General features: G+C 53.5%; 18 protein-coding genes. 14 read left to right on the top strand and 4 right to left on the bottom strand.

Annotated features, from left to right (window positions below):
* The first annotated feature begins 249 nt into the window (after window positions 1-249).
* Entirely contained in the window at window positions 250-516 is a 267-nt protein-coding gene (locus tag FCH32_RS11250) for a putative hemolysin (RefSeq protein ID WP_174360906.1), read from the top strand.
* A gap of 13 nt (window positions 517-529) precedes the next feature.
* Here the strand turns inward: FCH32_RS11250 and hslJ are convergent, their stop codons facing one another.
* Both hslJ and ldhA read right to left on the bottom strand, forming a co-directional pair.
* Complete coding sequence (gene hslJ / locus FCH32_RS11245; protein WP_115258361.1) at window positions 530-949, bottom strand: heat shock protein HslJ; 420 nt, start codon at window positions 947-949, stop codon at window positions 530-532.
* Between the two features lie 112 nt (window positions 950-1,061).
* Window positions 1,062-2,051: a D-lactate dehydrogenase gene (ldhA, locus tag FCH32_RS11240; RefSeq protein ID WP_096756925.1), complete on the bottom strand. Its 990-nt coding sequence runs from the start codon at window positions 2,049-2,051 to the stop codon at window positions 1,062-1,064.
* A 649-nt stretch (window positions 2,052-2,700) separates the two neighbouring features.
* Between ldhA and FCH32_RS11235 the strand changes: the two genes are divergently transcribed.
* The gene (locus tag FCH32_RS11235) at window positions 2,701-3,906 is read left to right on the top strand and encodes a serine hydrolase domain-containing protein (RefSeq protein ID WP_115258362.1); all 1,206 of its coding nucleotides are present in this window, start codon (window positions 2,701-2,703) and stop codon (window positions 3,904-3,906) included.
* A gap of 437 nt (window positions 3,907-4,343) precedes the next feature.
* Window positions 4,344-4,556 (top strand): hypothetical protein, encoded by a 213-nt coding sequence (locus FCH32_RS11230; RefSeq protein ID WP_096756927.1) that lies wholly within the window; start codon window positions 4,344-4,346, stop codon window positions 4,554-4,556.
* A 156-nt stretch (window positions 4,557-4,712) separates the two neighbouring features.
* On the opposite strand, the gene blaGIL is transcribed toward FCH32_RS11230, so the two are convergent.
* A complete protein-coding gene (gene blaGIL / locus FCH32_RS11225) occupies window positions 4,713-5,573 on the bottom strand; it encodes a GIL family class A beta-lactamase (protein ID WP_217438991.1) in 861 nt (286 codons plus the stop codon).
* Window positions 5,574-5,754: 181 nt separating this feature from the next.
* Here blaGIL and FCH32_RS11220 point away from each other — a divergent pair, with 181 nt between their 5' ends.
* The 10 genes from FCH32_RS11220 to FCH32_RS11175 all read left to right on the top strand — a co-directional run bounded on the left by FCH32_RS11220 (window position 5,755) and on the right by FCH32_RS11175 (window position 14,883).
* Window positions 5,755-8,394 (top strand): YdbH family protein, encoded by a 2,640-nt coding sequence (locus FCH32_RS11220; protein WP_174360905.1) that lies wholly within the window; start codon window positions 5,755-5,757, stop codon window positions 8,392-8,394.
* The gene (locus FCH32_RS11215) at window positions 8,391-8,582 is read left to right on the top strand and encodes a YnbE family lipoprotein (protein WP_003020350.1); all 192 of its coding nucleotides are present in this window, start codon (window positions 8,391-8,393) and stop codon (window positions 8,580-8,582) included. The genes FCH32_RS11220 and FCH32_RS11215 overlap by 4 nt, the downstream gene beginning before the upstream one ends.
* 7 nt (window positions 8,583-8,589) lie before the next feature.
* The gene (locus tag FCH32_RS11210; protein WP_096756930.1) at window positions 8,590-8,913 is read left to right on the top strand and encodes a YdbL family probable chaperone protein; all 324 of its coding nucleotides are present in this window, start codon (window positions 8,590-8,592) and stop codon (window positions 8,911-8,913) included.
* 106 nt (window positions 8,914-9,019) lie between these two features.
* A complete protein-coding gene (locus FCH32_RS11205) occupies window positions 9,020-9,625 on the top strand; it encodes a CDP-alcohol phosphatidyltransferase family protein (protein WP_096756931.1) in 606 nt (201 codons plus the stop codon).
* The gene (locus FCH32_RS11200) at window positions 9,622-10,539 is read left to right on the top strand and encodes a phosphatidate cytidylyltransferase (RefSeq protein WP_115258366.1); all 918 of its coding nucleotides are present in this window, start codon (window positions 9,622-9,624) and stop codon (window positions 10,537-10,539) included. Before FCH32_RS11205 ends, FCH32_RS11200 begins: the two co-directional genes overlap by 4 nt.
* A gap of 6 nt (window positions 10,540-10,545) precedes the next feature.
* A complete protein-coding gene (locus tag FCH32_RS11195) occupies window positions 10,546-11,184 on the top strand; it encodes a lysophospholipid acyltransferase family protein (RefSeq protein WP_370316940.1) in 639 nt (212 codons plus the stop codon).
* Window positions 11,177-12,937: a bifunctional alpha/beta hydrolase/class I SAM-dependent methyltransferase gene (locus FCH32_RS11190; protein ID WP_174360904.1), complete on the top strand. Its 1,761-nt coding sequence runs from the start codon at window positions 11,177-11,179 to the stop codon at window positions 12,935-12,937. Before FCH32_RS11195 ends, FCH32_RS11190 begins: the two co-directional genes overlap by 8 nt.
* Complete coding sequence (locus tag FCH32_RS11185; protein ID WP_338075288.1) at window positions 12,927-14,231, top strand: phosphatase PAP2/dual specificity phosphatase family protein; 1,305 nt, start codon at window positions 12,927-12,929, stop codon at window positions 14,229-14,231. Before FCH32_RS11190 ends, FCH32_RS11185 begins: the two co-directional genes overlap by 11 nt.
* Window positions 14,207-14,608: a hypothetical protein gene (locus tag FCH32_RS11180; protein WP_146716877.1), complete on the top strand. Its 402-nt coding sequence runs from the start codon at window positions 14,207-14,209 to the stop codon at window positions 14,606-14,608. The genes FCH32_RS11185 and FCH32_RS11180 overlap by 25 nt, the downstream gene beginning before the upstream one ends.
* A gap of 83 nt (window positions 14,609-14,691) precedes the next feature.
* The gene (locus FCH32_RS11175; RefSeq protein ID WP_096756937.1) at window positions 14,692-14,883 is read left to right on the top strand and encodes a hypothetical protein; all 192 of its coding nucleotides are present in this window, start codon (window positions 14,692-14,694) and stop codon (window positions 14,881-14,883) included.
* Window positions 14,884-14,933: 50 nt separating this feature from the next.
* On the opposite strand, the gene azoR is transcribed toward FCH32_RS11175, so the two are convergent.
* A complete protein-coding gene (gene azoR, locus FCH32_RS11170; RefSeq protein WP_115258370.1) occupies window positions 14,934-15,539 on the bottom strand; it encodes an FMN-dependent NADH-azoreductase in 606 nt (201 codons plus the stop codon).
* Between the two features lie 201 nt (window positions 15,540-15,740).
* Between azoR and hrpA the strand changes: the two genes are divergently transcribed.
* Window positions 15,741-19,643, top strand: a complete 3,903-nt coding sequence (gene hrpA, locus FCH32_RS11165; protein ID WP_137399051.1) for an ATP-dependent RNA helicase HrpA — start codon at window positions 15,741-15,743, stop codon at window positions 19,641-19,643.
* Window positions 19,644-19,703 lie beyond the last annotated feature (60 nt).

Below are 19,703 nucleotides of genomic sequence, written 5' to 3'. Positions count from 1 at the left end.
AGAGGGACCCGCAAAACGACGACGAGTCCTGTAGTTATCTTTCTATTTTAGCAAAAGCCATCTGGACACATTTTCGCATTTGTGTCCCTGTAATAAACAGAATGAATGGTTTGATCAAAGGAGCCGTCAAAAAATTGCCAGAAAATGTAAACAGGGCGCATAAATGCGCACTTTACCTCTCGACGACAGTGTTTCTGCTGCCTATTATTTAGGGCTGTGTCGTTGGGTTATTTTTTAGAGGGGAGTGAGATGCGCGCAGCGTTTTGGGTAGGGTGTGCCGCGTTATTATTATCGGCTTGCAGCAGTGAACCTGTTCAGCAGGCAACGGCCGCTCACGTCGCGCCGGGCATGAAGGCTGTAATGTCGGGTTCTGGTGAGGCAAACTGCGCTATGATTGGCGGTTCGTTGTCGATTGCACGTCAACTGGATGGTTCCGCCATCGGGATGTGTGCTTTACCTAACGGCAAACGCTGCAGTGAACAGTCGCTTGCCGCCGGGAGTTGCGGGAACTATTAAGTCTCCGCGTTAATTACATTAAGTCTGCCAGTTTATACGTCAGTGTTTGCTCTGCCGTCGCCAGTGTTAACTGGTTAGCCGTCAAATCGACCTGTGCGCCTTGCTTAAACACGTCGCTGATAACGCCATCAAGTGCGTTCAGCTGTGGGTCGGCGCACATCATGCGGGTCATCGCCAGGTCTTTCACCTTCAATTCGCCGTCAGACAGCTTGCCCTGGCCCGTGAATTGATTGCACATTTTTCCCGACACCGTCATATTTTCACCAAAACTCAATTCGGGTTGATTTTTCGCAACGGTGACCGGTTTGCCGTTCACGCTCTCCAGAACGAAACGGTGGTGTTGTAACTGTTCGCGATTAACGGAAACTTTTCCATTGCTCACACAGCCAGCCATAAGCATGCTGAGCGCAATCAACGTGACAATTTTCTTCATTGAATTTCTCTACGTTAGTGACGGGAATACAATCAATATAATAATGATACTGTCGGATTTATCATCAGGGGTTATCTGAAAATGCTCCCCCGAATGCAGGGGAGCGGCATTTTCAGAAGAGGGCGTTCGGGCAGGTTTCGCCTTTGGAAATCTGGGCCAAATTCTGCAAGGTTGTTTCCGAAATGCTGGTTAACGCTTCGGCCGTTAAAAATGCCTGGTGCCCGGTGAACAACACGTTATGACAGGCAGACAAGCGACGGAATACGTCATCCTGAATAACATCATTGGACTTATCTTCAAAGAACAGGTCGCGTTCATTTTCATACACGTCCATACCCAAAGAACCAATTTTCTGGTTTTTCAGGGCATCAATGGCAGCCTGTGAGTCGATAAGGGCTCCGCGACTGGTGTTAACGATCATTACGCCGCTTTTCATTTGCGCGAAGGCTTCTTCATTGAGCAGATGATAGTTTTCCGGCGTTAACGGACAGTGCAGGGAAATGACGTCTGACTCCGCAAACAGCGTGTTGAGATCGACATACTCAACGCCTAATTCAAGAGCCGCAGCGCTTGGATAGGGATCAAACGCCAGCAAACGCATACCAAAGCCTTTCAGGATCCGCAGCGCGGCAATACCAATTTTACCGGTACCGATCACCCCGGCGGTTTTACCGTACATGGTAAAACCAGTCAGGCCTTCCAGAGAAAAGTTGGCGTCACGAGTGCGTTGGTACGCGCGGTGGATACGACGGTTCAGCGTCATCATCATACCAATCGCATGCTCGGCGACCGCTTCCGGCGAATAGGCCGGAACGCGCACAACCTGCAAGCCTAGCTCTTTGGCGGCGTCCAGATCGACGTTATTGAATCCGGCGCAGCGCAGGGCGATGTACTTCACCCCGTGCTTTTTCAGTTCTTCCAGAACCGGGCGGCTGCCATCGTCGTTGACGAAGATGCACACGGCTTCGCAGCCATGGGCTGTTTTGGCCGTTTTCTCGGTCAGCAGAAAGTCAAAGAATTCAAGTTCAAAACCAAAAGCCTCGTTAACCTGTTGCAGGTACTTCTTGTCGTACTGTTTTGTACTATAGATGGCGAGTTTCATAAGACTTTCTCCAGTGATTCTGAAATCACATTAATCCAATTCAAATTATTTTACAAAATCCAAAAAACAATTGATAGTCATAGATATAATGAATAATTCTAGAGCATCTCTTCTTAATGTGGGCACATTGCTGGATTTAAACCACGTTGCCCATCATACGTGCTTTGGTACGGTACGCACTAGAACAGACTGGTGGCTTCCTGTCGTTAAGCACGGCTACTTTTGGTTGCACATCTACTCACAAAACTCGTCCTTTCCGTTCAAACCTGCTTTAACTTTCTCTTCATTAAAATAGATTGTTTTAATAATCTATTTTCAATTTAAAGATGCTTGCACCGTAGAATTGAGAGGTAAGACATGAGCAAGCCGGGTGAATATGAAGACTGGAATTCATCCGTAACCTTACCAACTGAGCACTGGGGATCGAGCGGATTTCCGAACACTGACCTGAGTACAAAGTGAAACGTTATGGTAAGGAGAAAATCATCTGCGTGGATCTCTTAGCCAACACTTGTCTTGAGGTAACGGCCCGCATTGGTATGGTTCAGGACTAAGCTTATGACACATAACAGCCATCTATTATTGCTTTTCGGCAGGCTAAGTGTGGTACATTTCCGGCACTCAAACGCCCCCGCTCACTTTAAGAAGTATGCAGAACAGACTTAAATTATTTAGCTGGCTTTTAATTGTTATCTCGTCACTCAGCGGTTGCGGAACGCTCTCGCAAATGTCATCCCCGGCAGGTACTCAGGAACTCCTTACTCATCAATCGCTGGACGGCGACGTTGATAGCGTGGTGCGTCACTATATGGCGAAAAAATCTGTCCCTGGGATGATGGTCGCAGTGATCCATAACCATGGTTCGCCCCAGTTTTACAACTGGGGCGTAACTGATGCGGTTCATCGCTACCCGGTCAAGCCTGATACTCTGTTTGCCCTCGGCTCGCTCAGCAAAGGAATTACGGCGGAAGTGGTGGCTTGTCTGGTGAATGAAGGACGACTGCGTTGGGACGATAACTTGGCGACATTGCTTGCACCGGGAACGCCGCTTAGCGCGGATGCACAAAAAATTACCCTACTGGAACTGGTGACTCACACCTCCGGCCTACCGCGTCAGAATATGGATATTCCGATGCTGGGAAAATTCATTAGTTACTTAGGCAGCGGTGAGAATTTTTATGGTGAACTGGATAGCGATAATGTGCTGCATTATCTAACCAACTGGCGGGCGCCACAGCATAAAACGCCGGAATATTCCAATATCGGCTACGCCCTGATCGGCTATATCCTGATACATAAAACTGGCGAAGATATACAAAGCTTAGCCTCGCACTATATATTTCGACCGTTGCAAATGGCTAATAGCAGTTTTACTCCGCTGAAGTTAAAAGGATATCCGCAGCGTGCGCTTGGCCACGCGGGTGACCAACCCAAATTCATTCCGCGCGGACAGCTTACCCCGGACTGGCATTTTTCCAACAACATGGTGGCGGCGGCGAGTTTATACAGTAACGCCGAAGATCTTGCCACTTATGCCCGCTATCATGTGTCGACGACCAACAACCACTTACTGGATAGCGTGTTTGACGAAGTCAGTAATACCGATATTCAACGCACTGACGGTGTACAGGGTATTGCATGGACCACCGACTTTATCGAACGGGAAAAAATCACCTATCAGGTGGGGTATATCGGGGGTTACTCCAGCTTTATCGGTTTTGATAAAGAAAAGGGCAATGCGGTAGTGGTACTGCAGAATACATTTAACTGGAGCAATTATATTGGCATCGCGTTATTAATGGATATGGCGAAAAATGACAACGGTATCCCCGGAAACCATTTTGCAAAAAATTAACACTTTGAAAAAGTTAAACCGCATGTTGCTTATAATTCCTTTAGACAATCCTCTCAGGAGATTATGATAAAAATATACAGCCACATAGGGAATGGACATGACATTGTTTGAGGAATGTAAGGAGTTGCTCAAGGCCGATTTTGATGTTGTCGAAAGGGATGACCTGAGCATGGTAATGGATATTTTTCATAGGAATCTCCCAGGTTCAGATTACGAGAAAATTCTACTTATGAACACACTGGTTTTTCGGGGGGATTATCGGGGCCTAAGTACCCCTCACCGCCGAGTCCAATAAACCGTGTGGTGTTGTCGTGCCGTAACAGCATCCGACACGTCGATCTCCTCCACGTTCGTTAAGCCTGTAACGCGGAGAAAAAGCCAGGCGAATTACCTTCAGGCAGCTACGCTTATACAGGTATCACATATCGGGAGGGGTCATGTTAACTCACTCTGAAGCAAAACGCTGGGCCACCTTAATGCTGAAGGCTGCATTATGTGATGGTATGAAACCTGAAGAAATTTCCCGGCAGGTGCATCTTGTCTGCGATCATCATGGCAAGGCGTGCCTCGAAGAGCTCATAGAGGAAATTCTGATAGAAGCAGGTCGTATCGGACCTAAACATAGCGATGGACAACTGCGCCATCACTGAGTTTGAACGCTTCCGCGTCCCCGTTAATATGATGTCTTAAGAGCAGACAGAACAACGGGGAATCGCGCGATGCACTGCAGATGACTCAACTCAATTCCCTGATTTTTTATATTTCCGCTGGCACGCGTAACAACGTACCGTTGTTTTGAGGCAATTTTACTCATCCCAGTGTTGGATCAGCGTCGCCCCAATCCCCGCAATCTGCCTGTTTCGCTCCTCCAGTGTTGCCTGGCTTTCGGTGACGTAAATCACCACGATACGGGAAGGCTTACCGTCCGGCCCTAACGCCGCGACGATCCCGCGAGAACCGCGTGCCCCGGCACCTGTTTTATCTGCTATAAACCAGCCAGCCGGAAGTACCGAGCGCAACAGTGGCCCCGCGACTTTATCCGTCACCATCCAGTGGGTGAGTTGCTGCTGTGATGTCGTCGTCAAGATTTTTCCGGTGAGCAGTTGGCGCAACGTTTGCGCCATATTTTCAGGTGTCGTCGTATCGCGTTTATCGCCGGGTAGCGCTTCGTTCAATTCGGGTTCCCAGCGGTCGAGTCGGGTCACCCGATCGCCGGTTGTGCGCAGAAACGCGGTTAATCCTTGCGGACCGCCGATGGCCGTAAGCAGTAGATTCGCCGCCGTGTTATCGCTCATGGTGATGGCGGCATCGCATAATTCGCCGACGGTCATGCCATCGGTCAGGTGTTTTTCTGTAACCGGCGAGTATTCGACCAGATCACGCCGGCTGAACGGGATGCGACGATCCAGCCGCTCTTTTCCTGCGTCAACGCGTGCGAGCACCGCGCCGCAGAGTAAAACCTTAAATGTACTCATCATCGGAAAACGCTCTTGCAGGCGATAGCTTTCCAGAATCTCGCCGCTGGTGAGATCCAGCTCGGCATAACCGACGCGTGCGGTGAGCTGGCTTTCTGCTTCTTTGACTTTATTCAGCGTTGTCGGGTGGGCAAACGCGGGCAGACAAAATGCGGTAAGTAATGGGATAAGGGCCAGACGAAAGTGGGGCATAGTTATATTCTTCCTTGGTATCTCTCTGATTAAAGATAACTTATTTAAATTATTCACAAGCTATAAATATTACATATATTTCAATGGCATCTATTCTTAAGGTGGGCATGTTTAGCTAAACATGCCACAATAGACGCCGAAACCGGCTTAAATTTTCGCTAAATCAGGATATTAACTACCCATGAAGGGTAAATATAAAGCCGTATTGGCTCTACTCTTATTATTGACCCTTGTGCCGCTGACGTTATTGATGACGTTGGGCTTGTGGGTTCCTACACTGGCGGGCATCTGGTTGCCTGTCGGTACGCGCATTGCGCTGGACGAGAGTCCACGGCTTACCCGACATGGGCTGCATATTCCCGAACTCCGCTATTTGGTGGATGATTGTCCACTCGCGCGTATCACCGAGGCGGATTTATCCCACCCCAGCCGCTGGTTGCTGAACGTCGGCAGTATTGAACTGGATTCCGCTTGCCTGGCTAAACTGCCGCAGACGGAGCCATCGCCCGCCGCGCCGAAAACGCTGGCAGAATGGCAATCCATGCTGCCCAACACCTGGATTAACATCGATAAACTTATTCTTTCTCCGTGGCAGGAGTGGCAGGGCAAACTGTCACTTTCGCTGACGCCTACCATACAGCAAGTCAGTTATCAGGGCGAAAAGGTTAAATTTCAGGGACGTCTGCACGGACAAAATCTGACGGTCAACGAACTGTCTGTGGCGGCTTTTGAAGAGCAACCACCGGTGAAGCTGGTCGGGGAGTTTACGATGCCGCTGGTGCCCGACGGACTGCCGGTGGGCGGTCACGCGGTTGCCACCCTAAGCCTGCCGCAGGAGCCAACGCTTGTGGATGCAGAGCTGGAATGGCGAGAAAACAGCGGACAGCTGATCGTGATGGCGCGGGACAATGCAGAACCGTTGCTGGATCTGCCGTGGGAAATCACCCGCCAGCGGCTGACGGTGAGCGACGGGCGCTGGAACTGGCCCTATCAGGGCTTCCCGTTAAGCGGTCGTTTAGGCTTAAACGTCGAAAACTGGCAGGCCGGTGTGGAAAACGCGGTAGTCAGCGGGCGTTTGAACATTCTGACGCAGGGTGATGCAGGCAAGGGTAACGCGGTGTTAACCTTTGGTCCCGGCACGCTTGGCATGGACAACAGCGACATGCCGTTACAGCTAACCGGCGAGGCGAAGCAGGGTGATCTGATCTTTTATGCGATGTTACCCGCGACGCTCAGCGGCAGTCTGAGCGATCCGCAGCTGGCTTTTGAACCTGGCGCCCTGTTACGTTCTCGTGGTCGGATTATCGACTCGCTGGATATAGACGAAATTCGCTGGCCGTTGGCCGGTGTCAAGGTGACCCAACGCGGGGTGGATGGGCGGTTACAGGCTATTTTACGCGCCCATGAAAACCAGATGGGCGGTTTTGAGCTGCATCTTGATGGTCTGGCTAATGATTTCCTGCCTGACGCCGGTCGCTGGCAGTGGCGGTACTGGGGAGAGGGCAGTTTTACCCCGATGCACGCTCGCTGGGACGTGGCAGGCAAGGGGGAATGGCACGACAACACCGTCAAACTGTTTGACCTTTCTACCGGATTTGACCATCTGCAATACGGCACCATGCTGGTGGAAAATCCGCGTCTGGTGATGGATGAGCCGATCGTCTGGGTGCGAGACCCGATCCAGCCCACGTTTAGCGGGGCGCTGTCGCTGGACGCCGGGAAAACCACCTTCTCCGGTGGCAGTACTCTGCCGCCTTCAACCCTGAAGTTCAGCGTAGAAGGGAGCGACCCGACGATATTCCAGTTCAAAGGCCAACTGCATGCTGGCGCCATTGGCCCGGTCCAGTTGAACGGTCGCTGGGACGGGATCCGCTTGCGTGGTCAGGCCTGGTGGCCAAAACAGTCGCTCACTGTATTTCAGTCGCTGGTGCCACCGGACTGGAAGATGAACCTGCGCGAAGGCGAACTGTATGCTCAGGTTGCCTTCTCCGCCGCCGCAGAACAAGGCTTTGAGGCAGGCGGTCATGGCGTATTAAAAGGCGGTAGCGCCTGGATGCCCGACAACCAGATTAATGGCGTCGATTTTGTGCTGCCGTTTCGTTTTAGCGAAGGAGCATGGCAACTGGGCACGCGCGGGCCGATTTCATTGCGTATTGCAGAGGTGGTGAACCAGGTCACGGTGAAAAATATCACCGCGGATCTGCAAGGCGGCTATCCCTGGAGCGAAGATAATCCCTTACTGTTGAGCGATGTTAGCGCCGATTTGCTGGGCGGCAAGGTAGTGATGCAGCAACTGCGTATGCCGCAACACGATCCGGCATTAGTGCGGGTGCAGAATATCTCGTCCAGCGAGTTGATTAGCGCGGTTAATCCCAAACAGTTTGCCATGTCCGGCCCGGTCAGCGGCGCATTGCCGCTCTGGTTAAACAATGAAAAATGGATTATCAAAGACGGCTGGTTGACCAACCCTGGGCCGATGACGTTGCGCATCGATAAAGACACGGCGGATGCGGTGGTCAAAGACAATATGGCGGCCGGTGCGGCGATAAACTGGCTGCGTTATATGGAAATCACCCATTCCTGGACGAAAATAAATCTTGATAACCTTGGCGTATTAACCATGCAGGCAGCCGTCACCGGCAATAGCCGGGTAGATGGCAAAGTCGGGACGGTGAATTTGAATTACACCCATGAAGAAAACGTCTTTACGTTATGGCGCAGTTTGCGTTTTGGCGACAATTTACAGGCATGGCTTGAGCAAAATGCAGCGCTGCCAGAAACCCATTGCCTGGAAGGCAAGGAATGTGAGGAACAACAATGAAAACTATTGCGGCCATGCTGGGACTGCTGGCGTCATCTTTGCTGGTAGGTTGCACCCCGCGTATTGAAGTCGCGGCGCCGAAAGAGCCCATCACCATCAATATGAACGTCAAAATCGAGCATGAGATCCATATTAAAGTCGATAAAGACGTCGAGAGCCTGTTGAAATCACGCAGTGATTTATTCTGAGGTGACGATGAAAAAAACGCTTAAAGTGACCCTGTTGCTCCTGAGTTTACTGAGCGCCAATGCGTTTGCGCTGACCCTGAATGAAGCCAGAACCCAGGGGCGGGTGGGTGAAACGCTCAATGGCTACCTTGTGGCATTGCAAACCGATGCTGAGACCCAGACGCTGGTGAGTGAGATAAACAAGGCGCGTAGCGCCAGCTACCAGCAACTGGCTGAGAGTAACAATATTCCTGTTGATGAAGTGGCAAAAATGGCCGGACAAAAACTGGTGGCGCGCGCTAAACCGGGGGAGTACGTCCAGGGCATTAACGGGAAGTGGTTGAAAAAGTAATCAACATATGTTTATTAAATCTCATTTTGAAATAATGGCCAGTATCAGGCAGGTAATGGTTAATTAATCCACTATAATTGCATCAATAAATTATCAAGGAGTGATGATGACGCTTTATCAGATAAAGCCTGCTTTCCAGGCGCTTTTACGCCCGCTCATGTTCTGGTTAGATAAAAAAAGCGTCACCGCCAATCACGTCACACTGGCCGCGATGGCGCTTTCTTTTATCACTGGTGCTGTGCTGTTTATCTTCCCCGAACCTAAACTTTTCATTCTTTTACCCATCGTTTTATTTATACGCATGGCGCTCAATGCGCTGGACGGCATGCTGGCGCGTGAATGTAACCAACAATCCCGCTTGGGCGCTATTCTCAATGAAACCGGGGATATTCTCTCCGATCTCGCGTTGTATCTGCCGTTTATGCTGCTTTCCGGCAGTAATGCGCTGCTGGTACTGGTTATGCTGTTTTGTGCTTTGATGACGGAATTCTGCGGTGTGCTGGCGCAAACCATCAATGGCGTGCGCAGCTATGCCGGACCGTTCGGCAAAAGCGACAGGGCGCTGGTGTTCGGTACATGGGGGCTGGTGCTGGCGCTGTGGCCGCAGGTGGCGCAGTGGAATAACGTTATTTGGGGCATTGCCACGCTATTGCTGCTGTGGACTATCGTTAACCGCTGTAAGAGCGCATTACGTGACGAGGGGGCGAAATGATGCTGCTGGAAAAATCGCTGGCGGTGATTTTTGCCCTGCTGGTGATAGCGACACTGGCAAACGGTCTGCTGGTGTGGCGTCGACCGGGTAAAGACTGGCGTGAGCTGACGCTGCGTATTCGCACCTGGTGGGTGATCATTGTACTGTTTTCACTGGCTATCTTAAGCCCGCCCTGGCTGGCGTTGACCTTCTTCGCGCTGGTGAGCTTTATGGCGTTAAAAGAGTTTTTAACGCTGGCCCCATCGCGCCAGACCGACCGTATGCCGCTGTTGTGGATGTTTATTGCGATCCCCATTAACTACTGGCTGATTGGTATCAACTGGTACGGCATGTTCGTGGTGTTTATTCCGGTGTATGCGTTCTTATTCTTGCCGGTGCGCATGGTGATTGCTGGCGATACGCAGGGATTTTTACGCTACGCCTCCCAGCATCACTGGAGCTTGATGACCACCGTGTTTGCGTTCAGCCACGTGGCGTTTTTGCTGGTGCTCCCTGATGACGGCAAGCAGACCGGGGCACTGCTGGTGCTGTTCCTCGTCGGCTTAACGGAATTCAACGATATTGCCCAGTACCTGTGGGGAAAATCAATGGGCCGTATCAAGGTGATCCCCAAGGTAAGCCCCAATAAGACCCTGGCGGGACTGGTTGGCGGCGTGGTAACCACCACGCTTGCGGCGGCGGTGCTGGGCCCGCTCATGACACCGTTAAGCATACCGATGGCGATGCTGGCAGGGCTTATTATCGGCATCAGCGGCTTCTGTGGCGATGTGGTGATGTCGGCCATTAAGCGCGATATTGGCGTGAAAGACAGCGGTACACTGCTGCCAGGTCACGGCGGTATTCTCGACCGGCTGGACTCGCTGATCTTCACCGCCCCGGTATTTTTCCACTTCATTCGCTATTTTTACTATTAACGTATGATCAACACATTGCTACGAACGCTGTTTACGCTGTGCATCGTCTGGCCGGTAATTTGGCTGTGGCTTGGGCTGCGCGTCAGGCACCGGGATCGCTTGCCGCAGCAGGGGCCGGCGATTGTGGTCGCAAATCACAACAGTCATATGGATGTTTTTGCGCTGCTGTCGCTGTTTGCGCTGCGCCGTCAGGGGGCCATCCATCCGGTGGCCGCCGCTGACTATTTTCTGCGTAATAAATGGATGGCCTGGTTTGCGCTTAATATTCTCAACATTATTCCGATTACGCGTAAGGGCGGCGAAGCTGACCCGCTGGCACAGTGTGAACAGGCCTTACGCGACGGCAAGATCTTGATCCTTTTCCCTGAAGGTACCCGCGGCGAACCGGGAATACTGGCACCACTGAAATCCGGCATCTGGCACCTCAGTCAGCGTATGCCGTCGGTACCGATTATTCCCGTCTGGCTGCGCGGAACGGAACACGTGATGGCGAAGGGGAATCGTATTCCTCTGCCGCTGTTTATTGACGTCAACATTGGCAGACCGTTGGTCGCGCAGAGCGATAAGCGCGTTTTTATGGACGATCTCAGACAGCAGCTGGTGCTGCTACAGCAACAAACTACAGGACCGCACCCTCATGACTAACATTCGAGTGCCCGATGAACGTCCATTTTTGACCAGCGACAACACCGCGCTGTTTTTCCGCCACTGGCCGGCATTAGCAGCAGGTCCTGTGCCAAAAGTGATTGTCCTGTTTCATCGCGGACACGAACATTCCGGGCGTTTGCAACACATTGTCGATGAGCTTGCGATGCCGGACACCGCGTTCTATGCCTGGGATGCGCGCGGCCACGGGCAGTCGCCAGGACCGCGCGGATATAGCCCGTCGCTTGCACGTTCGGTGCAGGATGTCGACGAGTTCGTGCGCTTTGCCGCTGCTGACAGCCAGGCTGCAATGGAAGATGTGGTGGTGGTGGCGCAAAGCGTGGGTGCGGTGCTGGCAGCGACCTGGGCTCATGATTATGCGCCTTCCATTCGTGGGCTGGTGCTGGCGTCCCCGGCGTTCAAAGTCAAACTGTACGTACCGTTTGCCCGTCCGGGGCTGGCCTTAATGCATCGCCTGCGCGGCCTGTTTTTCGTCAACTCCTACGTCAAGGGCAAATACCTGACGCACGATCCTGAGCGCGTGGCGAGTTTCAACCAGGATAAACAGATCACCCGGGCGATTGCGGTGAACATCCTGCTCGATCTCTATAAAACGGCGGAGCGTATTGTCAGCGATGCCAGCGCCATTACTCTGCCTGTACAGCTGTTGGTTTCCGGGGATGATTTTGTGGTCCATCGCCAGCCGCAAATTGATTTTTACCAACGCCTCAGAAGCCCACTCAAGGAACTGCACGTGTTGCCGGGCTTTTATCACGACACACTGGGTGAAAAAGACCGGCATCTGGCGTTCGACAAAATGCGTGATTTTATCGACACGCTGTACGCGATGCCGCCGCAGCGCTTTGACTACCGTAATGAAGACCGCTGGAGCCCCGGAGCAGATAGCTGGCGGCTGCTTAGTGGCGGACCTGCGCCGTATTCGCTTGACGATATTGCCTATCGTGGCCTGCGCTATGGGATGAAATTACTCGGGACGCAATCAACGGGCGTGCGTCTGGGGTTTGAGACCGGTTTTGATTCGGGTAGTACGTTGGATTATGTTTATCGCAACCAGCCTCAGGGCAGCAGCGCGCTGGGTCGGCTGATTGACAAAAACTACCTGAACAGCGTGGGCTGGAAGGGGATCCGCCAGCGCAAGGTTCATTTGCAGATGCTGATCCGCCAGGCGGTGGCGCAACTGGCAGAGCAAGGAACCGCAGTGCATGTAGTGGATATCGCGGCCGGACACGGGCGCTATGTGCTTGACGCACTGGAAGGCGAAGCGGCGGTCAACTCGATTTTGCTGCGCGATTACAGCGAACTGAATGTTAAGAAAGGCAGTGAGATGATCGCCAGCCGCGGTATGGCTGAAATTGCCCGCTTCGAGCAGGGCGATGCCTTCAACCGCGAACAGCTGGCGTCGCTGGAACCGCGTCCCACATTAGGTATTGTTTCTGGGTTATATGAACTCTTCCCTGAAAATACGCTGGTACGTAATTCGCTCGCCGGGCTGGCTGACGCGATTGCCCCTGGAGGCGTGCTGATCTACACCGGGCAGCCCTGGCATCCGCAGTTAAAAACCATCGCCTGGTCGTTGACCAGCCACAAAGACGGCAAAGCCTGGGTGATGCGCGTGCGTACGCAAGGGGAAATGGATGCGCTGGTGCGTGAAGCCGGGTTTGATAAGTGCACGCAGCTGATTGATGAGTGGGGGATTTTCACTGTCTCGCTGGCGGTGCGCCGTGGGGGCTGAACGCCGTAAGGTGATGGTACAGGCGGTGGGCTGGCTAATGCTGCTGGCGCCTTTTTTCTTTCTTACCTATGGCAAGGTCAATCAGTTTACTGCCTGGCAGGACACGCAGCATGACAATGTGGGCAGCATCGTGTTTGGCTGGGAGTCCGCCATTCCCTTTCTTCCGTGGACTATTCTGCCGTACTGGAGTCTGGATCTGTTTTACGGATTGTCACTGTTTGTCTGCACCACGCGCGTTGAACAGCGGCGGCTGGTGCTGCGTCTGTTCCTGGCGTCGGTGATTGCCTGCGTCGGTTTTTTGCTGTTTCCACTCCAGTTTAGCTTTACGCGCCCGGAGGTCAGCGGCGCGGCAGGCTGGCTGTTTGCTCAGCTTGAACAGTTCGACTTGCCGTATAACCAGTCCCCGTCGCTGCATATTATTCTCTGCTGGCTGCTGTGGCGGCATTTCAGTCATCACCTCAGTGGGGGTTGGCGCAGGTTATGTGACGGTTGGTTCTTGCTGATCGCCGTGTCGGTACTCACCACCTGGCAGCATCATTTTATCGATATCATTACCGGGCTGGCGGCAGGTATGTTGATTGACTGGATGGTGCCGGAAAAACGTTGCTGGCGCTGGCGCAAACCGGATGCGGCGCGCTTAAGGCTGATGCGTCGTTATTTGTCGGGTGCCGCGTTATGCACTATTGCCAGCGTATGGCTAACGCCCTGGCTGCTGTGGCCTGCTATATCGTTGCTGATGGTGAGCTATGGCTACGGCGGATTCGGCGCGGCGACCACGGGCAAAGATGAACAAGGGCGACTGCCGCCTGCCGTGTACGGGCTGACGCTGCCCTGGCGAGTAGGGATGTGGCTGTCGATGCGCGGATTTACCCGCCGTCTGCCACCGCTGAGCAACATTACCGCTGGCGTCTATCTCGGTAGTTTTCCACGCCGCATACCTGAACAAAACGCGGTACTTGACCTGACCTTTGAATTTGCGCGCGGGCATGCTACTTCCATGCGCGCCTACGCTTGCGTCCCGATGCTGGATCTGGTGATCCCGAGCGACGCCGAGTTACAACAGGCGGTAGACCGGCTGGAAACGCTACATAAAGAGCAGGGGACCGTACTGGTACACTGCGCGCTGGGGCTGTCGCGCAGTGCGATGGTGGTTGCGGCGTGGTTGTTGCAATGCGGCCATGTGGCAACCGTTGAGCAGGCGGTGGCGTATATTCGCGAACGTCGGGCGCAGGTGGTGCTGACGGATAAACATCTGGAGAGGCTGCAGCAATGGCAACAGAAAGTGACGGTGTAACGAATGATGAGGCGCTGCACCGCGATTTGCTACGACACACGCTGGAAAGCTGGCGTTTCATCCTGCTTTTTAGCGTCCCACCCATGGTGTGGGCGATCGTTGTCGCACCGTCGGGGGGGCTACGTGCGGTTATCGCGCTGTTGTGCGCCATTGTCTGGTTTGGCTGCTGGCGCCTGTGGCTTGATGCCCGCTACTTTTCGCTGCTCAATGTGCAAAACAACGTGCAGGCCGGAGAGGCACTCTTTGCCATCTGGCAGCGCGACAAGCTGAGGACGCTGAGCCTGACCGAGCGCCAGGCGGGGGCATTGGCGCAGTTTCGGCGTACGCTTTATTGGGTTGCTGCGCTGTGGGCGGCCTGGTTGATGATGCTGGTGTAGCGTTTTCGCCAGCGCAATAGTTGCCACACTAGACGGTGTTGATGCTGATATATTCCCTCTCCTGTGTCTCCTGGAGTGAAAACATGTGGCTTCTCAAGTGGTATGTCTGGAATCGTTGGCTGTTCAAACTGTTAAGCCGGGATGTTGCGGAGCCTGAACAATTTTTGTGCCATTGCTGGGAAGAGAATCTGGCGAAATGCCGGGAGTATTCGATAATCTGGCGTGATATCAATCGTATTCACGGCAAGCAGATGCGGATGCGGGCAAAGAAGTAAAATTGGTGTGGGTTAAAAACCCTCCCACCGGATGGTGAGAGGGTGAATTATCAGGCAGCGACGACGCTATCGATGGCGGCTTTGGCGTCAGACTGTGCTTTGGTCGCCACTTCCGGACCGTACGCGATACCTTCTGCGAACACGAAGTTCACATCGGTGATGCCGATAAAGCCCAGGAAGGTCGACAGATATGGGGTAACCAGGTCAGTCGGCGTATCTTTATGGATACCGCCACGGCTGGTGACAATAACTGCACGTTTACCGGTCACCAGACCTTCCGGCCCTTTCTCGGTGTAACGGAAGGTTACGCCAGCACGCGCAATCAGATCGAAATAGTTTTTCAACTGCGTCGGGATGTTGAAGTTATACATCGGCGCGGCGATCACAATCACGTCATGGGCTTTCAGCTCAGCAATCAGCTCATCAGACAGCGCCAGTGCTTCCTGTTGACGCGGCGTCAGCGGCGTATCGCTCGGGCGCATTGCACCTACCAGTTCGCCGTCCAGTACCGGAACAGGATTTGCCGCCAGGTCACGGATGGTGATGTCGTCAGCAGAGTGCTTTTCACGCCACTGTTCAACAAAATAATCAGACAACTGACCAGACTGAGAGTACCCTGCCAGAATACTGGATTTAAGAACTAATACCTTGCTCATGGGTGTTTCCTTTTATGTGTTTGAAGGGGATGTGCCCCGTTGCTTGTTGACACTTTATTCACAATCCTGCCGCAGTGATAGCGCAATATATCGAATCCTATGTTCGAAATTATTGAACAACACATGAAAAGCGCCGATGTGGTACTCTATACCTATCATCTTAAAGAGATTTAACCCGGCAGAGCACTGCCCTCTAACGCTATGACAGAACAACAAAAAATAACCTTCAACATGCTACAGCAGCAGCTGGAATCACTGATGCTGCGCGACAAACAGCGTTTCTCCCGCCGCCTGCACGGCGTGAAGAAGGTTAAAAATCCTGATGCACAACAGGCCATTTACCAGGAGATGGCAAAAGAGATTGAACAGGCTGCCGGTAAAGTTGTGCTGCGTGAAGCGGCACGACCGGACATTACCTACCCGGAAAACTTGCCTGTTAGCCAGAAAAAACAAGACATCCTGGACGCGGTTCGCGACCATCAGGTGGTGATTGTTGCCGGGGAAACCGGCTCCGGTAAAACCACCCAGTTACCGAAAATCTGTATGGAGCTGGGGCGTGGGGTGAAGGGGCTTATCGGCCATACCCAGCCGCGTCGACTGGCGGCGCGTACCGTAGCTAACCGTATCGCCGAAGAGCTGCAAACTGAGCCGGGCGGCTGCATCGGGTATAAAGTGCGTTTCAGCGACCATGTTAGCGATAACACCATGGTTAAGCTGATGACGGACGGTATCCTGCTGGCGGAGATCCAGCAGGATCGCATGCTGATGCAGTACGACACCATCATCATCGATGAAGCCCACGAGCGCAGCCTGAACATCGATTTTCTGCTCGGCTATCTGAAAGAGCTGCTGCCGCGTCGCCCGGATCTGAAAGTCATTATCACCTCGGCGACCATCGACCCTGAGCGTTTTTCAAAGCATTTCAATAACGCGCCAATTATCGAAGTCTCCGGTCGAACGTACCCGGTGGAAGTGCGCTACCGTCCGATTGTTGAAGATGCGGACGACACCGAGCGCGATCAGCTGCAGGCGATTTTTGACGCGGTGGATGAACTGGGACGTGAAAGCCAGGGCGATATTCTGATCTTCATGAGTGGCGAGCGTGAGATCCGCGACACCGCCGATGCGCTGAATAAGCTGGATTTACGCCACACCGAAGTGTTGCCGTTGTATGCGCGACTCTCCAACAGCGAGCAGAACCGCGTGTTCCAGTCGCACAGCGGACGCCGTATTGTGCTGGCGACCAACGTGGCGGAAACCTCACTGACCGTGCCGGGGATCAAGTACGTCATTGACCCGGGTACCGCGCGTATCAGCCGCTATAGCTTCCGCACCAAAGTTCAACGCTTGCCCATTGAACCGGTATCGCAGGCCTCCGCCAACCAGCGTAAAGGCCGCTGCGGACGCGTATCGGAAGGGATCTGTATTCGTTTGTATTCCGAAGACGACTTCCTGTCGCGCCCGGAATTTACCGATCCGGAAATTTTGCGTACCAACCTGGCCTCCGTCATTTTGCAAATGACCGCGCTGGGGCTGGGCGATATCGCCGCGTTCCCGTTTGTGGAAGCGCCGGATAAACGCAATATTCAGGACGGTGTGCGCCTGCTGGAAGAGCTGGGCGCAATCACCACTGATGAACAGCAAACCGCATATAAACTCACGCCGTTGGGCCGCCAGCTCAGTCAGTTACCGGTGGACCCGCGTCTGGCGCGGATGGTGCTGGAAGCGCAGAAGCATGGCTGCGTGCGTGAGGCGATGATTATTACCTCGGCGCTGTCCATTCAGGATCCGCGTGAGCGTCCGATGGACAAACAGCAGGCGTCTGACGAAAAACACCGTCGATTCCACGACAAAGAGTCCGACTTCCTCGCCTTTGTGAACTTGTGGAATTACCTTGGCGAGCAGCAAAAAGCGCTGTCGTCGAATCAGTTCCGCCGCCAGTGTAAACTCGATTTCCTCAACTATCTGCGCGTGCGTGAATGGCAGGATGTTTACACCCAGCTACGTCAGGTGGTGAAAGAGTTAGGGATCCCGGTTAACAGCGAGCCTGCTGAGTATCGGGAGATCCACGTCGCGCTGCTGACCGGTTTACTGTCGCATATCGGGATGAAAGATGCCGATAAGCAGGAATTTACCGGCGCGCGTAACGCTCGTTTTTCGATCTTCCCCGGCTCCGGTTTGTTCAAAAAACCGCCGAAGTGGACGATGGTGGCAGAACTGGTGGAAACCAGCCGACTGTGGGGACGTATTGCCGCGCGTATTGACCCTGAGTGGGTGGAGCCGGTTGCCCAGCATTTGATCAAACGCTCGTACAGTGAACCGCACTGGGAGCGCGCGCAGGGTGCGGTGATGGCGACAGAAAAAGTCACCGTCTACGGGCTGCCGATTGTCGCTGCGCGTAAAGTCAACTACAGCCTGATAGACCCTGCGCTGTCACGCGAACTGTTTATCCGTCACGCGCTGGTGGAAGGCGACTGGCAGACCCGGCATGCGTTTTTCCGCGACAACCTGAAGCTGCGGGCGGAAGTGGAAGAGTTAGAACACAAATCACGCCGCCGCGATATCCTGGTCGATGATGAAACGCTGTTTGAATTTTACGACCAGCGCATCAGTCATGATGTGGTTTCTGCCCGCCATTTTGATAGCTGGTGGAAAAAGGTCAGCCGTGAAACGCCGGACCTGCTCAACTTTGAAAAGAGCATGCTCATCAAAGAAGGCGCGGAAAAAATCAGCAAGCTGGATTACCCGAACTTCTGGCATCAGGGCAATCTCAAGCTACGACTGAGCTATCAGTTTGAACCCGGCGCTGACGCCGACGGTGTCACCGTACATATTCCGCTGCCGCTGTTAAACCAGGTCGAAGAGTCCGGGTTTGAATGGCAAATTCCGGGGCTGCGTCGTGAACTGGTGATCGCCTTGATTAAATCGCTGCCGAAGCCGGTGCGACGCAACTTTGTGCCAGCGCCAAACTATGCGGAAGCGTTTTTAGGCCGCGTAACGCCGCTGGAACTGCCGTTGCTGGACTCGCTGGAGCGCGAACTGCGCCGGATGACTGGCGTTACCGTTGACCGCGACGACTGGCACTGGGATCAGGTGCCCGATCACCTGAAAATCACCTTCAGGGTGGTGGATGATAAAAACAAGAAGCTGCAGGAAGGTCGTTCGCTGCAGGCGTTGAAAGACACGCTGAAAGGCAAAGTGCAGGAAACGCTGTCGGCGGTGGCGGATGACGGCATCGAACAGAGCGGGCTGCACATCTGGAGCTTCGGCCAGTTGCCGGAAAGCTACGAGCAAAAACGCGGTAACTATAAAGTCAAAGCGTGGCCCGCGCTGGTGGATGAACGCGACAGCGTGGCTATCAAATTGTTTGATAATCCGCTGGAACAACAGCAGGCTATGTGGAGCGGGTTACGCCGTCTGCTGCTGCTGAATATTCCGTCGCCCATCAAGTATCTGCACGAGAAGTTGCCGAATAAAGCCAAGCTGGGGCTGTACTTTAACCCGTACGGCAAAGTGCTGGATTTGATTGATGACTGTATTTCTTGTGGTGTGGATCGATTAATCGACGCCAACGGCGGCCCGGTGTGGACGGAAGAGGGCTTTGCGGCGCTGCACGAAAAAGTGCGCGCCGAACTGAACGACACCGTGGTGGAGATTGCCAAGCAGGTCGAACAGATCCTGACGGCGGTGTTCAATATCAATAAACGCCTGAAAGGCCGCGTGGACATGACCATGGCGCTGGGGCTTTCGGATATCAAAGCGCAAATGGGCGGACTGGTTTACCGTGGATTCGTTACCGGCAACGGCTTCAAACGCTTGGGCGATACGCTGCGTTATTTGCAGGCTATCGAGAAACGTCTGGAGAAACTGGCCATCGATCCGCACCGCGATCGTGCGCAGATGCTGAAAGTGGACAGCGTGCAGCAGGCCTGGCAGCAGTGGTTCAATAAACTGCCGCCCGCGCGTCGCGAAGATGACGATGTCAAAGAGATCCGCTGGATGATAGAAGAACTGCGCGTCAGCTACTTTGCCCAGCAGCTTGGTACGCCGTATCCGATTTCGGATAAGCGTATCCTGCAGGCGATGGATCAGATTACGGGTTAACGCGTGGTGGGGCTGTAGGCCGGATAAGGCGACGCCGCCATCCGGCGATATACGGTGCAG

Source organism: Citrobacter gillenii, assembly GCF_013337685.1.
In the GTDB taxonomy this organism is placed as follows: Bacteria; Pseudomonadota; Gammaproteobacteria; order Enterobacterales; family Enterobacteriaceae; genus Citrobacter; species Citrobacter gillenii.
Note: the sequence above shows the minus strand (reverse complement) of the source record. Positions and strands in the feature narration are given on the sequence as shown.

Coding starts and splice junctions, on each gene's coding strand:
- azoR (WP_115258370.1), bottom strand. CDS start 15,539: ATGAGCAAGGTATTAGTTCTTAAATCCAGTATTCTGGCAGGGTACTCT.
- FCH32_RS11190 (WP_174360904.1), top strand. CDS start 11,177: ATGACTAACATTCGAGTGCCCGATGAACGTCCATTTTTGACCAGCGAC.
- hslJ (WP_115258361.1), bottom strand. CDS start 949: ATGAAGAAAATTGTCACGTTGATTGCGCTCAGCATGCTTATGGCTGGC.
- FCH32_RS11220 (WP_174360905.1), top strand. CDS start 5,755: ATGAAGGGTAAATATAAAGCCGTATTGGCTCTACTCTTATTATTGACC.
- FCH32_RS11250 (WP_174360906.1), top strand. CDS start 250: ATGCGCGCAGCGTTTTGGGTAGGGTGTGCCGCGTTATTATTATCGGCT.
- hrpA (WP_137399051.1), top strand. CDS start 15,741: ATGACAGAACAACAAAAAATAACCTTCAACATGCTACAGCAGCAGCTG.
- FCH32_RS11175 (WP_096756937.1), top strand. CDS start 14,692: ATGTGGCTTCTCAAGTGGTATGTCTGGAATCGTTGGCTGTTCAAACTG.
- blaGIL (WP_217438991.1), bottom strand. CDS start 5,573: ATGCCCCACTTTCGTCTGGCCCTTATCCCATTACTTACCGCATTTTGT.
- ldhA (WP_096756925.1), bottom strand. CDS start 2,051: ATGAAACTCGCCATCTATAGTACAAAACAGTACGACAAGAAGTACCTG.
- FCH32_RS11215 (WP_003020350.1), top strand. CDS start 8,391: ATGAAAACTATTGCGGCCATGCTGGGACTGCTGGCGTCATCTTTGCTG.
- FCH32_RS11205 (WP_096756931.1), top strand. CDS start 9,020: ATGACGCTTTATCAGATAAAGCCTGCTTTCCAGGCGCTTTTACGCCCG.
- FCH32_RS11180 (WP_146716877.1), top strand. CDS start 14,207: ATGGCAACAGAAAGTGACGGTGTAACGAATGATGAGGCGCTGCACCGC.
- FCH32_RS11200 (WP_115258366.1), top strand. CDS start 9,622: ATGATGCTGCTGGAAAAATCGCTGGCGGTGATTTTTGCCCTGCTGGTG.
- FCH32_RS11210 (WP_096756930.1), top strand. CDS start 8,590: ATGAAAAAAACGCTTAAAGTGACCCTGTTGCTCCTGAGTTTACTGAGC.
- FCH32_RS11235 (WP_115258362.1), top strand. CDS start 2,701: ATGCAGAACAGACTTAAATTATTTAGCTGGCTTTTAATTGTTATCTCG.
- FCH32_RS11230 (WP_096756927.1), top strand. CDS start 4,344: ATGTTAACTCACTCTGAAGCAAAACGCTGGGCCACCTTAATGCTGAAG.